The following is a 14,518-nucleotide window of genomic DNA, read 5'->3' on the forward strand; positions in this document are numbered from 1 at the left end:
CACGAAAACGGCTCGACGCAGCCACCCCGCGAGAAGCCCTGCATCAGCTACTCTCAGACCAAGAAAACAGCGGTGTTGCATCGACCAGTTGAATCCACCGGGCGCATTTGTCCGTTTCGGTAACAGTTGGCCGTGGAGCGGGAGAACGAGCGGGGCTAGGCGTCCATGACGTGGACCAGCTCGTCGATGAAGGACGCGAAGTCGACGGAGCGCTTGATCAAGCGCTGCACCTCGAGGCGGTCGGAGAACACCTCCACGAACTGGTCGAAGACCGCCTGGAAGGTGCTGCGGCCGGCGGCGCTGAAGGCGATCAGTGCGACCACGTTCACCCGGTTGTCGCCCCAGTCCATCGGGGCGTCGTTGATCACGATGGCGATCGAGGTCTGCTGGGCGCTCATCGCCATGGCGTGCGGCACGGCGAGGTTGTCGGTGAACGCGGTGGATGACATCAGCTCCCGCTCGATGGCGCCGTCCACGTAGCTCTGATCGATGATGCCCCGCGCCATCATGCGCTCGCCCAGCGCGGTGATCATCGCCGTCTCGTCCGGGGCGTAGAAGTTGCGCGAGAACAGAGACTCGTCGAAGAACTGCAGCAGGTCGTCCTTCAGACGCGCGCGCCGGCGCATCCGTCGCACCCGGCTGGCCTGCTGGCGGATGCGGTCGATGTCGTTCTGAGTGAGGAACGGCTGGATCACAATGACCCCGTCGGCGTGCAACTGCGGGTCGATGGTGGTGAGCACCAGATCGGCGTCGAGAGCGTCCCAGTCCACATCGGAACGGGTAATCACCGCGACGACCTCGAGGTCGTCGCCGAGCACCCGTTCGATGCGTTCGCGCAACAGCACGTGCATGTCGTAGTAGTTGGGGCACACTATCGCGCAGGTCACCAGCTCCACCCGGCGCACCTGCTGCTCGAGATGCGCGCCCACGTGCATGGCGATGTAGGCGATCTCGTCGTCGTTGATCACGATCTGCTCGGCGCGCTGCAGTTGGCTGGCGATGTACACGGCCAGCTCGTAGATCAGCGGGTACGAGGTCTTGATCGACCGGGTGAGCGGGTTGCGGGAGTACGACTTGTCGTGTGCCCGGTTGATCAGGTTGCGCACGTGCAGGGTCAGCCGCACGATGAAGTCGTCGTCGTCGAGGTCGACGAGGTACTCCCGGCTGGCCCGGTCCACGATGGCGCGCATCATCGCGAGCTCCTCCGGCCGCACGTAGCTTTCGATGAGGGTCTCGGCCGGCTGGTCGTGGCCGGGGGTGATCACCCGGGTGGTCAGCAGGAACGCCAGATAGGCGAGGTCACCGCTGCCCAGGCGCACGTCGAAGTGCTTCGTGATCAGGCCGGACAACGAGGTGGCGAGCTCCGACGGCGGTTCGGCGACGGCCGGGGCGGGGGAGAGGTGCTTGGTGACCCTGTCGATCGCGATGGCCACGTGCAGCAACACATTGTTGATGCCGTACTCGTTGACGAAGTAGCCCTGGCCGTCGAGCAGCTCGATGAGGTCGGTCTTGAACGCGCCCAGGCTGTCGGCGCCGGCCTGCCCGGAGGTGAACTCGCGCTGGATGGTCTCCAGGTCGATCATGCCGCGGGCGCTCTCCTCGCGGAACATCCGGCTGAGCAGCCGGCGCCGGTCGGTCTCCGCGCCGGTGAGGGTGACCACGCTGCCGTGCCGCACTAGCGTCAGGCCGCTGTCGGGCAGCATCAGCCGCACCCGGGCCAGGTCGGCCTCCACCGTGGAGTCGCTGACGAAGTTCTCCGCGGCCAGCTCGTAGACGTCTAGCCCGTCGGGCGATTCGGTGAGCCGCCGCACCAGGCTGGACAGCCGTTGCTGCGGGGTGTCCGCATCCGTTTCGCGCGGCTTGGACCGGTGCTGGGCGGTGAAGCTGGCGAACTCGTCGCGGTTGAGCCTGTAGCCGGCGGTGCCGGATTCGATGACGGTGAGCGGATGCGCGGCCGCCTTCACCGCCGTGACATAGCTGCGCACACTGCGCGGGGTAACCCCCAGGCGGTCAGCAAGTTCGCCTGCCGTGATCCAGCTGGATGTCTGGGACAGGAAGTCCAGCATCCGCGTCTGTTTATCACTCATCGTGCGCAACTCCATCGTCTCAAGAGTAGTCAAGCAGAGTGCGAGCCCGGCACGGTAGGACCCCGACGTGTTTCCGCACCCTGCGGAAAAGGGTCTGGTGGCGCCGCAAGTCCGAAGAGAGGACAGTAAGTGTTGAATTCAAAGATCGATGAAAGGAAAGAATCAATGAAGATTCTCATCGTGTGTGGTGCCGGAGCGTCCAGCGCATTCGTGGCGCACAGGCTGCGGGTCACCGGCAAGGAACGTGGGCTCACCCTCGCGGTCGTCGCCGGTAGCGAAGGGGATCTCCCGTCCTCGCTCGACACCATTGACGTACTCCTGGTCGGTCCCCACCTCGCCCCCCGCTTCGAGCGCATCAGCGCCCAAGCGAAAGAGCGCGGCGTGGGCGTGGCACTGCTGCCCGACTCGGTGTTCTCGGCGCGTGACGGCGTCGTGGCACTTGATCTGGCCGTGGATGCCGAACACGAACGGTCGTGGGTCTGACTTCGCAGGTCACCCGCACCGTTCCATCCGTTATTTGTTGTGCCGGCCGCCGCCGGCTGCCCGCACGAAGCCGGGACCTCGACTGAGGCCCCGGTGACACTCCCGCACGTTGGAAAGGCAGGCGCGACACATGGTCGAACGCACCGTACAGATCGGATCGACGCACGGGCTGCACGCGCGCCCCGCGAAACTCTTCACGAAGGCCGCCGCCGCCGCGGGAACCCCGGTCACCCTGCAGAAGGGCGACGGCAAGCCGGTCAATGCCGCCAGCATCCTCGGCGTCATCTCGCTGGGCATCAACCACGGTGACAGCGTCACCCTCGCCACCGACGGCGACAATGCCGACACCGTGCTCGACGGCCTCGTCGAGCTCCTCCTCACCGACCACGACGCCTAGGCGGGACGCGCACATGATTGAGCTTCAGGGCATCGGGATCGGCCAGGGCGTCGCCATCGGCCGGGTCCTGCGCATGCCCGCACCGTTGCCGGAGCCGCTCAGCACCCGCAGCACCCTCGACCCGGATGCCGAACTGGCCCGGGCGACCGCGTCGATGCACGCCGTCGCCGAAGACCTCGAAGCCCGGGGCGAACGCGCCGGCGGCACCGCCCAGGAGGTGCTCGAGGCCCAGGCCATGATGGCTGAGGACCCCACCCTCCTCGAGGAGGTCACCGCCCGGCTGCACAAGCACCAGACCGCTGAACGCGCCGTGTTCGAGGCCTTCGCCGTCTTCCGCGACCAGATGCTGGCCCTCGGCGGCTACCTTGGTGAGCGCGCCGCCGACCTCGACGACGTGGCCCAGCGGGTCATCGCGGACCTCGGCGGCCTGCCCGCGCCGGGTGTGCCGGACCCCGAAGAGCCCTTCGTGCTCGTCGCCCACGACCTCGCCCCCGCCGACACGGCCCTGCTCAACCTCGACAAGGTGCTCGGCCTGATCACCATCGACGGTGGACCCACCTCGCACACCGCCATCCTGGCCCGGGAGAAGTCGATCACCGCGATCGTGGGCACCCACGCCGCCGCGCAGCTCGCCGACGGCGACGAGGTCATCATCGACGCCGCCAACGGCATCGTGCTCGTGGCCCCCACCGCGAAGCAGCTCGCAGAGGCCCGCGCCCGCATCGCCGCCCGCGAAGCCCGCGCGCTGGCCCCGATCGGCCCCGGCCGGCTCAAGGACGGCACGCCTGTGCCGCTGCTGGCCAACCTCGGTTCGGCGGATGGCGCCGCCAAGGCCGTCGCCCTCGGCGCCGAAGGTGTGGGCCTGTTCCGCACCGAGTTCCTCTTCCTCGACTCCACCTCCGCGCCCACAGTGACGCAGCAGCGTGAGCAGTACGAGCGGATGCTGCGCGCCTTCCCCGGCCAGAAGGTCGTGGTGCGGGCGCTCGACGCCGGCGCCGACAAGCCCCTGGCGTTCCTCAACGACGCCGTCGAGGAGAACCCCGCCCTGGGCCTGCGCGGCCTGCGTGCCCTTCGTGCCAGCGAGGACATCCTGCGGGAGCAGCTCACCGCCCTCGCCGAAGCCGACGCGGCCACCGACGCGGACCTCTGGGTGATGGCGCCGATGGTGTCCACCGTGGAAGAGACCGTGTATTTCACCGCCCTCGCCCACGAGCTGGGTCTGAAGACTGCCGGGGTCATGGTCGAGGTGCCGAGCGCGGCACTGCTCGCCAACCACATCCTGGCGCACGCCGACTTCGCCTCCATCGGCACCAATGACCTGACCCAGTACACGCTGGCGGCCGACCGGATGCTCGGCAGCGTCGCCGCGTTCCAGGACCCGTGGCACCCCGCGGTGCTTCGCCTGGTGGGCGAGGTCGGCGCCGCCGGCGCGAGCCTCGGCAAGCCCGTCGGTGTCTGCGGCGAGGCCGCGGCTGACCCGCTGCTGGCCGTGGTGCTCGTGGGCCTCGGCGCCACCACCCTGTCGATGTCGGCGTCGGCCCTCGCCGACGTTCGGGCCTCCCTGGCCGACTTCACACTCGAGCAGGCCCGGCACCTCGCCGACGTTGCTCTGTCCGCCGACGGCGCAGCATCCGCTCGCGCCGCGGCAACCGCAATCGCACACAGCTACACCAGCACCGCCCCCACCGGCACGGGCCCTACCGTGCTTGCAACCCCCGAGAGAGGTATACAGAAATGACAACGACGTCTGTCACCGAGAAGAAGGGCGCGAGGGTCCACGTACAGGCCTTCGGCACCTTCCTGAGCGGCATGATCATGCCCAACATCGCGGCGTTCATCGCGTGGGGCATCATCACCGCCTTCTTCATCCCCACCGGCTGGACCCCGAACGAGACCTTGGTCACGCTCGTCGACCCGATGATCTTGTACCTACTGCCGTTGCTGATCGCCAACACCGGTGGCCGGATGGTCTACGGCACCCGCGGTGGAGTGATCGCCTCGATCGCCACCATGGGTGTCATCGTGGGCAGCACGATCCCGATGTTCATCGGCGCCATGATCGTCGGCCCGCTGTCCGCATGGATTCTGATGAAGGTCGACAAGATCTGGGCCGGCAAGATCCGCCCCGGCTTCGAGATGCTGGTGGACAACTTCTCCGCTGGTATCCTCGGCTTCGCCCTGGCCCTGGGTGCGTTCTTCGGAATCGCCCCGCTGGTCACCGGCCTGAGCGCCTTCCTCGAGATGATCGTGGACTGGCTCATCGTCAACGGCCTGCTGCCGATCGCGTCGATCTTCATCGAACCGGGCAAGATCCTCTTCCTCAACAACGCCATCAACCACGGTGTGCTCACCCCCATCGGTGTGCAGCAGGTCCAGGAGTCCGGCAAGTCCATCCTGTTCCTGCTCGAGGCGAACCCCGGCCCGGGCCTGGGCATCCTGCTCGCGTTCTCGTTCTTCGGCGTCGGCCTGGCCCGCGCGAGTGCACCCGGCGCGATCATCATCCAGTTCCTCGGTGGCATCCACGAGATCTACTTCCCGTACGTGCTGATGAAGCCGATGATGGTGCTCGCCGCCATCGGTGGCGGCATGACCGGTGTTGCCGTGAACGTCGCTTTCCAGACCGGCCTCCGTGCCCCCGCCTCGCCCGGCAGCATCATCGCCGTGCTGGCGCAGACCCCGGCAACCGACTTCATCGGCGTCATCCTCTCGGTCATCGCTTCAGCCGGTGTCTCGTTCGCGATCGGTGGTGTCATCCTCCGCGCCAGCCGCAAGAAGGACCTCGCCGCTGAGAACGACAACGAACTGGCCGCCGCGATCGCCAAGACCGAAGCCAACAAGGGCAAGTCCAGCTCCATTCTGGGCAACCTCGGCGCCTCGGCCACGGCCGGTTCCGCAGTGAAGAACATCGTCTTCGCCTGCGACGCCGGCATGGGCTCCAGCGCCATGGGCGCCTCGGTGCTGCGCAACAAGATCAAGAAGGCCGGCATTGAAGGGGTCACGGTGACCAACCAGGCCATCGCGAACCTCGACGGCACCGCCGACCTCGTGATCACCCACCAGGACCTGACGGACCGCGCCCGCGGCAAGAGCCCCAAGTCGGTTCACGTCTCGGTGGACAACTTCATGAACAGCCCGAAGTACGACGAGGTCGTACAGTCCCTCCAGGGCACCAACGAAGGAGTGACCAAGTAATGACCCAGAGCATTCTGGAACCGCAGAACGTGGTGGCCGCGGGTGCGGCCACCACGCGGGACGAGGCCATCCGTGAGGCCGGTGCCCTGTTGGTCGCCGCCGGAGCGGTGAAGCAGGAGTACGTCGACTCGATGTTCGAGCGCGAAAACTCCGTCTCGACCTACATGGGCAACTTCCTGGCGATCCCGCACGGCACCAACGACGCGAAGGAGTCGATCGTACGATCGGCTCTCTCGCTGGTGCGGTACGCGGAGCCGATCGATTGGGACGGCCAGCCCGTCAAGTTCGCGGTCGGCATCGCCGGCCTGAACAACGAACACCTGGAGATCCTCTCCAAGATCGCCGTCGTCTTCTCCGACGAGGACGAAGTACAGAAATTGATCGACGCTGGTTCGCAGGACGAGATCTTCGCCCTGCTCGAGGAGGTAAACGCAGAATGAAAGCCATTCACTTCGGCGCGGGCAACATCGGCCGCGGCTTCGTAGGTCTCCTGCTCCATGAGGCCGGTTATGAGGTTGTCTTCGCCGATGTGAATGGCCCTCTCATTGAGGCGCTGCAGCAGGCGCCGTCCTACACCGTGCACGAGGCGGGGGAGACCCCCACCGACAAGGTGGTCGACAACTTCCGCGCCCTCAACAGCGCCACTTCCGAGGCCGATCTCATCAACGAGATCGCCACGGCGGATGCTGTCACCACCGCTGTGGGTCCCACCGTGCTGCGGTTCGTGGCCCCGGTCATCGCGGCGGGCCTGGCCCGCCGCGAGGCCGGGTTGCCCCCGCTGGCCGTGATGGCCTGCGAGAACGCGATCAACGCCACCGATGTGCTCGCCGAGCAGGTCTGGGCGAACGTGCCAGAGGGTGACCGCGCGGCCCTGAAAGGCCGGGTGGCCTTCGCCAACACCGCCGTGGACCGCATCGTCCCCGGCCAATCGAAGGATGCCGGCATCGACGTCACCGTCGAGGCCTTCTACGAGTGGGTCATCGAAAGCCCCGCGTTCGGCTCCGCCCCGCCATCGATTCCCGGCGCCACGTTCGTGGAGGACCTCGCGCCCTACATTGAGCGCAAACTCTTCACCGTGAACACCGGACACGCCACCGTCGCCTACCTCGGCACCCAGGCCGGCGTCTCCAAGCTCTCCGACGCGCTTCTGGTGCCGTCGGTCGCGGATGGTGCCCGCCGGGTACTCGAAGAGACCAGCGCCCTCCTGGTGGCCAAGCACGGCCTCGACGAGGCCACCCAGCGCGCATACCGGGAGAAGATCCTCGGCCGGTTTGCGAACCCGTCGCTGCCGGACACCGTCGAACGAGTCGGCCGTCAGCCGTTGCGCAAGCTCAGCAGGCACGAACGTTTCATCGGCCCGGCCGCCGAGATCGCCGAACGGGGCACCCGCCCGGTGGCGCTGCTGGAGGCGATTGCCGCGGCCCTCCGCTTCGACGTCGCCGACGACGAGCAGAGTGTTGAGCTGCAGCGGATGCTCGCCACCGACTCCGCCGAGACCATCGTGGCGAACGTGTGCGGGCTTGAGGCCACGCATCCGCTCTACGCCGACGTGCTCGCGGTCGTGGCAGCGGCGACCAGATTATAGGGATGAATTGCCAAAGGGCAATCGCATAGCATAGGATAAATCCTTGGTGTCTAGCACTGCCTTTACTGGCGTGTCTGGAGGCCACAATCCCGCAAGACCAGCAACCAATACTTTAGCGATAGTGAGTTATGGCCAAAAAAGACGGTGTCATCGAGATCGAGGGCGCAGTAGTCGAAGCTCTTCCCAACGCGATGTTTCGCGTTGAGTTGACCAACGGCCACAAAGTTCTTGCCCACATTTCGGGCAAGATGCGTCAGCACTACATCCGCATCCTTCCTGAGGACCGTGTGATCGTGGAACTGAGCCCTTACGACCTGACCCGCGGTCGGATCGTATACCGCTACAAGTAAGCGTTGCTGTAAGTAACGGCCTGCGGCATTCCGTGGGTACGAAGACAGCGATTACAAGGACACACCCATGAAGGTCAAGCCCAGCGTCAAGAAGATCTGTGACAAGTGCAAGGTCATCCGCCGTAACGGCAACGTGATGGTCATCTGCGAGAACCCGCGTCACAAGCAGCGTCAGGGCTAGGTCTCGACACGCTCGACCAGCGATGGTCGTTCTCGAGATCCACGCACGACACAACTAAATACATAGCAGTGCCGGGAACCCTTCGGGGGGACACCATCGGTTGGAGGCCGATGCACAGGTGCTGCTACAGACCTCCACTCATCCCACAGGAGAAGCCACAATGGCACGTCTAGCCGGCGTAGACATTCCGCGCGATAAGCGCGTGGAAGTTGCACTTACTTACATTTTCGGTGTTGGCCGTACGAGGGCACTCAAGACCCTCGCCGACGTCGAGATCGATGGAAACATTCGCGTCAAGGACCTGACTGACGAGCAGCTCGTCCAGCTCCGCGACTACATCGAAGGAACCTTCAAGATCGAGGGTGACCTTCGCCGTGAGATCGCCGCTGACATCCGCCGCAAGGTCGAGATCGGTAGCTACGAAGGTATTCGTCACCGCAAGGGCCTGCCCGTTCGCGGCCAGCGCACCAAGACCAACGCTCGTACCCGCAAGGGCCCGAAGCGCACCGTAGCCGGCAAGAAGAAGGCGCGCTAGGCCTCGCCTAGCCCGTCACGCCTCTAGGATTCAGGAGAAATCATGGCAGCACCAAAGTCGGCCGTACGGAAGCCGCGTAAGAAAGAAAAGAAGAACATTGCTGTGGGCCAGGCCCACATCAAGAGCACCTTCAACAACACCATCGTCTCGATCACCGACACCACCGGTGCGGTCATCAGCTGGGCGTCCTCAGGTGGAGTTGGCTTCAAGGGTTCGCGCAAGTCGACCCCGTTCGCCGCTCAGCTGGCTGCAGAGTCTGCAGCTCGCCAGGCCCAGGAGCACGGCATGAAGAAGGTTGACGTCTTCGTCAAGGGACCGGGTTCGGGCCGCGAAACGGCTATCCGTTCGCTGCAGGCCGCTGGCCTCGAAGTTGGCTCGATCAACGACGTGACGCCCCAGGCCCACAACGGTTGCCGTCCCCCGAAGCGCCGCCGCGTTTAATTCCTTTCAGTGACTGGCGATTGGGCTTGTCTGGGTCGAAAGATCCGGGCAGGCTCACTCGCCGTTCACCGCGACAGGGCCGCTTCTCGCGGGCCCGTCGAGACTCACAATTTCACAACTCGCCACTAAGTGTCATATAGCGGACACTTCGCCGAAAGGAATCAATAGTGCTTATTGCACAGCGCCCCACGCTCACCGAAGAGAACATCTCGGAGTTCCGGTCCCGGTTCGTCATCGAACCCCTCGAGCCCGGCTTCGGCTACACCCTCGGTAACTCGATGCGCCGCACCCTGCTTTCCTCGATTCCCGGCGCTGCTGTCACCAGCATCCGCATCGATGGAGTGCTTCACGAATTCAGCACCGTTCCCGGGGTCAAGGAAGATGTCACCGAGATCATCCTGAACATCAAGGGCCTGGTCATCTCCAGCGAGCACGACGAGCCGATCACCGCGTACCTGCGCAAGCAGGGCTCCGGCCAGGTCACGGCCGCCGACATCTCGGCTCCGGCCGGCGTCGAGGTTCACAACCCCGAGCTCGTCATCGCGACCCTGAACGACAAGGCCAAGTTCGAACTTGAACTGACCATCGAGCGTGGCCGTGGTTACGTGTCGGCTACCCAGAACCGCAACGAGTACTCCGAGGCCGGCCAGATTCCGGTCGACTCGATCTACTCGCCGGTTCTCAAGGTGACCTACCGTGTCGAGGCAACTCGTGCCGGTGAGCGCACTGACTTCGACCGCCTCGTCGTTGACGTGGAGACCAAGTCGGCTATCTCGCCCCGCGACGCCATCGCATCCGCCGGTCGCACGCTGACCGAGCTGTTCGGTCTGGCCCGCGAGCTGAACACCGCTGCTGAGGGCATTGAGATCGGCCCCGCGCCGGTCGACGCCGTCCTCTCCACCGAGCTGTCCGTGCCGATCGAAGACCTCGATCTGTCCGTGCGCTCGTACAACTGCCTCAAGCGCGAAGGCATCAACAACGTCAGCGAACTGGTCGCCCTCTCGGAGACCCAGCTGATGAACATCCGCAACTTCGGTCAGAAGTCGGTGGATGAGGTCAAGGACAAGCTCGTAGAGCTCGGCCTGTCGCTGAAGGATTCTGTGCCCGGCTTTGACGGTGCGCACTTCTACAGCGGTTACGACGAAGAAACCATCTAAGGCTCGTCGTTCCTCGACGCCTTTCGACTTTGATACTGGAGATTACCGATAATGCCTAAGCCCACTAAGGGAGCCCGTCTCGGTGGCGGACCGGCGCACGAGCGCCTCATGCTCGCGAACCTGGCTGCCGCCCTGTTCACCCACAAGTCCATCAAGACGACCGAGACGCGCGCCAAGCGCCTGCGTCCGGTTGCCGAGCGCCTGGTGACTTTCGCCAAGCGTGGCGACCTGCACGCTCGTCGTCGCGTTCTCGCGACGATCGGCGACAAGACCGTCGTGCACGAGCTCTTCACCGAGATCGCGCCCCAGGTTGCGCTGCGCGATGGCGGCTACACCCGCATCACGAAGCTCGGCTTCCGCAAGGGCGACAACGCCTCCATGGTGCAGATGGAGCTCGTTCTCGAGCCCGTTTCGCCCAAGGTGAAGTCGAACAAGGCCTCCGCAGCGAAGGCGTCCGCGCCCGTCGCCGAGGAGACCCCGGTTGAGGCTGAGACCGTCGAAGCTGAGACTGTTGAAGCCGAGACCGTTGAGGCCGACGCTGCTGACGCATCCGCTGAGGAAGCCAAGTAACACCAGCTTCACTCGCTGTACCTGAAAGGGCCCGACTTCGGTCGGGCCCTTTTTGTGTGCCCGACGATGGTGCTGGAGGCGCCCGCTTCGGCTCGATGCACCCCCTGCGGCTGGATGCGCCCGCTATAGCGGGCGCGCTCGGCCACACGAGGTGCGGTGATGGCGTGCCGGCGGGACACGCAGAGGGTCGATGGCGGTGTGGTGGCTCCGCCGGAGGTACGCGGGGCAGGCGCCGCTATGCGCCTGGCGCGCCACCCGCATGGCGGCGCCTTGCCCGCACACCTCGAGAGGCCCGCTCGCATGCCTCGAGCGGCCCCGCCGCATGCCTCCAGAGGCCCGTCCGCATGCCTCGAGGTGCGTCGCCCACATGCGTCGGATGCCCGGTCGCCGCATCCGTCGCACGGCCCAGGGGCTGCGGCGGGTGGGTCAGCGCACGCGGAAGGCCTGCAGGGTGTCGGCGCCGGGCGCGCGGCTCGGTGCGGCACCGGGCAGCCGTTCGAGGGCGACCGCCACCGAGTCGGCGTAGATCGCCCCGCCGGTGGGGCCGGGGTGGATGCCGTCATCGGCGAGCACGTCGACGTGCGGGGCGATCGCGGCGCTCCAGTCGGCCAGGACCACTTGGCTGCGGCGCGCCGAGAACTCCGCCAGCTCCGTGTTGACCCCCGCGGTCCAGTCCCGGTCCGCGAACGCGTTCACCACGATCAGTTCCCGGGAGGGACCGATCACCCGCATGACGGCGGCGAGGTCGGCCTGGTCGACGGGACCGTTCGTGCCCAGGCCCAGCAGAACCACGGGGCGCAGGGTGCCCGCGGCACGTTGTGCGGCCAGGATTTCCGGGGCGGCGTCCATGCCGCGCGACACGGCGGCGTCGATCGTGATGCCGGGGAACTCGGCCTGCAACTCGGCCGCGGAGGCGAGCATCACGGAGTCCCCGACAGCGGTGATGTTGGACCCCCTGGTGGTTTCCGTGACCACACCTGCGGCCTGGGCGGCGGCATCCTTGGCGGCTTGTGCCTGTGCCGCCTGAGCGGCCTGGGCCAACGCCTGCTGGCCGCGGAGCACCTCCGCCTGGGCCGTCGTGACGGTGGGCGCCGTGACCACGGATGCGCCGGTGCCCACCAGCAACATCAGCACGACGGCCGCGGCGAGAACGAGTGCCGCACGGGAGCGGTAGCGGCGGCGGGTGCCCGGCGCAGACGCCCGCATGACCGTGGCGCGCAGCTGCCCGACCGCGCCACGGAGGCCCTGCCGGCGGATCGGCATCTCGAGCCACCGGTACGAGGTCGCAGCGGCCGCCACGGCCAGCACCAGGGTGAGCAATCCGGTCGCCGCGACACTCGCCGGGCCGCGGCCGAACGGCGCCACGAGCTGCACCAGCACCAGCAGCGGCCAGTGCCAGAGGTACAGGCCGTAGGAGCGTTCGCCGAGGTAGCGCAGCGGAGCGGTGTCGAGCATCCGCCCGAACCGGTCGCCGGCCACGCCCGCCCAGATCGCCACGGCGGTGAGTGCGCTCACCAGCAGGAGGCCGCCGCGGTAGGTGGCGGCGGCGTCAGCCGGCAGCCAGATCGCGGCGGCGATCAGGCCGGCCACTGCTGCCGCGCCCCACCAGGGCCGCATCATGGTGAGGGCCCGGCGCGCGGCCGGGGCCGCCACCGTGCCGCCCGCAGCCACGGGCCCGAGCGGACGCAGTAGCAGGGACAGTCCGGCGCCGATCAGCAGGCCGAAACTGTGGGTGTCCGAGCCGTAGTACACCCGGGTGGGGTCGCTGCCCGGGGAGAAGCCGACGCCCATCCACACTGCCGACGCGAGGGCGAGCGCCACGACGAGGGCCAGGCGCAGGCCCGGCCGGCGGACCCTAAGCAGCAGGAGGAGCAGCAGCGGCCAGAGCAGGTAGAACTGTTCCTCCACGGCCAGCGACCAGAGGTTGCGGAGCAGCTCGGGCTGGCCGGAGCCGAAGTAGCTGGTGTTCGTGGCCATCGACACCCAGTTGTAGCTGAACGTCGCGGCGCCCAGCAGCTTCCAGCCCAGGCCCACGAGCACATCGCCGCCGAGCAACCAGGCCGCCGTGCAGGCCACCAGCACCACCGGCACCAGCGCCGGCACCAGGCGGCGGGCCCGACGCAGCCAGAACCGCCGCGGCGAGAACCGGCCAGTGCGGTCGTGTTCGGCCACGATGAGGCCGGTGATCAGGAAACCGCTGATCACGAAGAAGATGTCGACGCCGATAAAACCGCCCTGCAACACCGGCGGAAACAGGTGATAGACAACGACGAGGATGACGGCGATGCCCCGGAGACCGTCGAGGCCGCTGAGCCGGCGGCCGGCCGGAACGTCCGGGTGGCGAACGGCGACAGCTGTGGCGGGGGAGCGGGGCGCGGTGCGAAGGAGACTGGTCATAACTGTGCGGCCTGAGACGGGCCCGTCCAACGATAACCCGGCCCGGCCTCTACACTGACCTCTGTGAGTTTTCCCGAGCCCGTCGACGGCGCCCTTCCGCTGGTGCTGGCCGAGCTCAACCCGGATGGCGCCCTGGCGGCACCGTCCGATTCGATGCCGCCAGCAGGCTCCAAACGCATCCGCCTCGACGTGGGCTACGACGGAACCGACTTCTTCGGCTGGGCCAGCCAGCCCGGGTACCGCACCGTGCAGGGCCAGATCGAGGAGGGCCTCGGCGCCATCCTCAAGCGCCACCAGCCCACCCCCACCCTCGTGGTCGCCGGGCGCACGGACTCCGGTGTGCACGCGCTGGGCCAGGTGGCCCACTTCGATCTCAACCCCGACCAGGTCAACGCCCTCGTGCGGGTCAAACGGGGCAAGGCCGCACCCACGTACCCCAACGAGCTGGCCACGATGGTGCAGCGTCGCCTCGGCGGCATCCTGGTCACCCAGCCCGAAATCGTGATCCACCGCGCCAGCCTGGCCCCGGCCGGTTTCGACGCCCGCTTCTCCGCACTGTGGCGCCGCTACGAGTACCGCATCTCCGACACCGGCGCTCTGCGCGACCCGTTGCAGCGGCTGCGCACCACCTGGCACGGCTTCGCGCTCGACCTCGCCTCGATGCAGGAGGCCGCGGCCACCCTGATCGGGCTGCACGACTTCGCGACCTATTGCAAACCGCGGCCCGGAGCCACCACCATCCGTACCCTGCAGTCCTTCGAGTGGCGGCGGGACCCCGACGGGGTGCTCGTGGCCACCCTGCAGGCGGATGCGTTCTGCCATTCGATGGTGCGCGCCCTGGTGGGCGCCTGCGTGTCGGTGGGGGAGGGCAAGCTGGTGGGAACCCGACTCGTGGACCTGCGCATCGAGCGGGCCCGCACCAGCGAGTTCAAGGTGATGCAGGCGCACGGCCTGACCCTGATGGAGGTGGGCTACCCCGAGGACGCGGGGATGGCCATCCGTGCGGCGCAGACGCGTGCCCGTCGGGAGCTGCCCGAAGACGAGTGAGCTAGCTGTGCTGCCCAGGCAGGTTGGTCAATCTGCTGATGGGTACGGCGCCGCCGATTCCGGTGTGGGGCCTGTGGTGATTGTATTCATGGAGCC

The 14,518-nt window shown here is 66.9% G+C and carries 15 protein-coding genes; 13 read left to right on the forward strand and 2 right to left on the reverse strand.

Going from position 1 to position 14,518, the window contains the following annotated elements; all coding sequences use genetic code 11:
- Positions 1-155: 155 nt before the first annotated feature.
- Positions 156-2,087 carry a BglG family transcription antiterminator gene (locus E3T19_RS17570; protein WP_241980337.1) on the reverse strand — a complete coding sequence of 644 codons (1,932 nt, stop codon included), beginning with the start codon at positions 2,085-2,087 and terminating at the stop codon, positions 156-158.
- A 165-nt stretch (positions 2,088-2,252) separates the two neighbouring features.
- Here E3T19_RS17570 and E3T19_RS17575 point away from each other — a divergent pair, with 165 nt between their 5' ends.
- The 12 genes from E3T19_RS17575 to rplQ all read left to right on the forward strand — a co-directional run bounded on the left by E3T19_RS17575 (position 2,253) and on the right by rplQ (position 10,978).
- Positions 2,253-2,570: a PTS sugar transporter subunit IIB gene (locus E3T19_RS17575; RefSeq protein ID WP_088457162.1), complete on the forward strand. Its 318-nt coding sequence runs from the start codon at positions 2,253-2,255 to the stop codon at positions 2,568-2,570.
- Positions 2,571-2,700: 130 nt separating this feature from the next.
- The gene (locus E3T19_RS17580; RefSeq protein ID WP_134409466.1) at positions 2,701-2,967 is read left to right on the forward strand and encodes an HPr family phosphocarrier protein; all 267 of its coding nucleotides are present in this window, start codon (positions 2,701-2,703) and stop codon (positions 2,965-2,967) included.
- 13 nt (positions 2,968-2,980) lie between these two features.
- Entirely contained in the window at positions 2,981-4,705 is a 1,725-nt protein-coding gene (ptsP, locus tag E3T19_RS17585; protein WP_134409467.1) for a phosphoenolpyruvate--protein phosphotransferase, read from the forward strand.
- Positions 4,702-6,159, forward strand: a complete 1,458-nt coding sequence (locus tag E3T19_RS17590; RefSeq protein ID WP_134409468.1) for a PTS mannitol transporter subunit IICB — start codon at positions 4,702-4,704, stop codon at positions 6,157-6,159. The genes ptsP and E3T19_RS17590 overlap by 4 nt, the downstream gene beginning before the upstream one ends.
- On the forward strand, positions 6,159-6,599 hold the full coding sequence (locus E3T19_RS17595) for a PTS sugar transporter subunit IIA (protein WP_088457158.1): 441 nt from the start codon (positions 6,159-6,161) through the stop codon (positions 6,597-6,599). Before E3T19_RS17590 ends, E3T19_RS17595 begins: the two co-directional genes overlap by 1 nt.
- A complete protein-coding gene (locus tag E3T19_RS17600) occupies positions 6,596-7,744 on the forward strand; it encodes a mannitol-1-phosphate 5-dehydrogenase (protein WP_088457157.1) in 1,149 nt (382 codons plus the stop codon). Before E3T19_RS17595 ends, E3T19_RS17600 begins: the two co-directional genes overlap by 4 nt.
- 128 nt (positions 7,745-7,872) lie before the next feature.
- Entirely contained in the window at positions 7,873-8,094 is a 222-nt protein-coding gene (infA, locus tag E3T19_RS17605; RefSeq protein WP_022883252.1) for a translation initiation factor IF-1, read from the forward strand.
- A gap of 67 nt (positions 8,095-8,161) precedes the next feature.
- Positions 8,162-8,275 (forward strand): 50S ribosomal protein L36, encoded by a 114-nt coding sequence (gene rpmJ, locus E3T19_RS17610; protein ID WP_035834639.1) that lies wholly within the window; start codon positions 8,162-8,164, stop codon positions 8,273-8,275.
- 160 nt (positions 8,276-8,435) lie between these two features.
- Positions 8,436-8,810: a 30S ribosomal protein S13 gene (gene rpsM, locus E3T19_RS17615; protein WP_066597575.1), complete on the forward strand. Its 375-nt coding sequence runs from the start codon at positions 8,436-8,438 to the stop codon at positions 8,808-8,810.
- A gap of 42 nt (positions 8,811-8,852) precedes the next feature.
- Positions 8,853-9,251 carry a 30S ribosomal protein S11 gene (gene rpsK, locus E3T19_RS17620; protein ID WP_055821293.1) on the forward strand — a complete coding sequence of 133 codons (399 nt, stop codon included), beginning with the start codon at positions 8,853-8,855 and terminating at the stop codon, positions 9,249-9,251.
- A gap of 167 nt (positions 9,252-9,418) precedes the next feature.
- Positions 9,419-10,408 carry a DNA-directed RNA polymerase subunit alpha gene (locus tag E3T19_RS17625; protein WP_066597571.1) on the forward strand — a complete coding sequence of 330 codons (990 nt, stop codon included), beginning with the start codon at positions 9,419-9,421 and terminating at the stop codon, positions 10,406-10,408.
- A 51-nt stretch (positions 10,409-10,459) separates the two neighbouring features.
- Positions 10,460-10,978: a 50S ribosomal protein L17 gene (rplQ, locus tag E3T19_RS17630; protein ID WP_088457156.1), complete on the forward strand. Its 519-nt coding sequence runs from the start codon at positions 10,460-10,462 to the stop codon at positions 10,976-10,978.
- A 426-nt stretch (positions 10,979-11,404) separates the two neighbouring features.
- On the opposite strand, the gene E3T19_RS17635 is transcribed toward rplQ, so the two are convergent.
- Positions 11,405-13,375 carry an acyltransferase family protein gene (locus E3T19_RS17635; RefSeq protein WP_134409469.1) on the reverse strand — a complete coding sequence of 657 codons (1,971 nt, stop codon included), beginning with the start codon at positions 13,373-13,375 and terminating at the stop codon, positions 11,405-11,407.
- Between the two features lie 153 nt (positions 13,376-13,528).
- Between E3T19_RS17635 and truA the strand changes: the two genes are divergently transcribed.
- Positions 13,529-14,422 carry a tRNA pseudouridine(38-40) synthase TruA gene (truA, locus tag E3T19_RS17640; RefSeq protein WP_088458111.1) on the forward strand — a complete coding sequence of 298 codons (894 nt, stop codon included), beginning with the start codon at positions 13,529-13,531 and terminating at the stop codon, positions 14,420-14,422.
- Positions 14,423-14,518 lie beyond the last annotated feature (96 nt).

The sequence above is a fragment of the Cryobacterium sp. TMT4-31 genome, from assembly GCF_004403385.1.
GTDB lineage: Bacteria > Actinomycetota > Actinomycetes > Actinomycetales > Microbacteriaceae > Cryobacterium > Cryobacterium zongtaii.

Bases quoted from the DNA above. Each gene is read 5' to 3' on its own strand.
- E3T19_RS17570 (WP_241980337.1), bottom strand. From the start codon at position 2,087: ATGAGTGATAAACAGACGCGGATGCTGGACTTCCTGTCCCAGACATCC.
- E3T19_RS17575 (WP_088457162.1), top strand. From the start codon at position 2,253: ATGAAGATTCTCATCGTGTGTGGTGCCGGAGCGTCCAGCGCATTCGTG.
- E3T19_RS17580 (WP_134409466.1), top strand. From the start codon at position 2,701: ATGGTCGAACGCACCGTACAGATCGGATCGACGCACGGGCTGCACGCG.
- ptsP (WP_134409467.1), top strand. From the start codon at position 2,981: ATGATTGAGCTTCAGGGCATCGGGATCGGCCAGGGCGTCGCCATCGGC.
- E3T19_RS17590 (WP_134409468.1), top strand. From the start codon at position 4,702: ATGACAACGACGTCTGTCACCGAGAAGAAGGGCGCGAGGGTCCACGTA.
- E3T19_RS17595 (WP_088457158.1), top strand. From the start codon at position 6,159: ATGACCCAGAGCATTCTGGAACCGCAGAACGTGGTGGCCGCGGGTGCG.
- E3T19_RS17600 (WP_088457157.1), top strand. From the start codon at position 6,596: ATGAAAGCCATTCACTTCGGCGCGGGCAACATCGGCCGCGGCTTCGTA.
- infA (WP_022883252.1), top strand. From the start codon at position 7,873: ATGGCCAAAAAAGACGGTGTCATCGAGATCGAGGGCGCAGTAGTCGAA.
- rpmJ (WP_035834639.1), top strand. From the start codon at position 8,162: ATGAAGGTCAAGCCCAGCGTCAAGAAGATCTGTGACAAGTGCAAGGTC.
- rpsM (WP_066597575.1), top strand. From the start codon at position 8,436: ATGGCACGTCTAGCCGGCGTAGACATTCCGCGCGATAAGCGCGTGGAA.
- rpsK (WP_055821293.1), top strand. From the start codon at position 8,853: ATGGCAGCACCAAAGTCGGCCGTACGGAAGCCGCGTAAGAAAGAAAAG.
- rplQ (WP_088457156.1), top strand. From the start codon at position 10,460: ATGCCTAAGCCCACTAAGGGAGCCCGTCTCGGTGGCGGACCGGCGCAC.
- E3T19_RS17635 (WP_134409469.1), bottom strand. From the start codon at position 13,375: ATGACCAGTCTCCTTCGCACCGCGCCCCGCTCCCCCGCCACAGCTGTC.
- truA (WP_088458111.1), top strand. From the start codon at position 13,529: ATGCCGCCAGCAGGCTCCAAACGCATCCGCCTCGACGTGGGCTACGAC.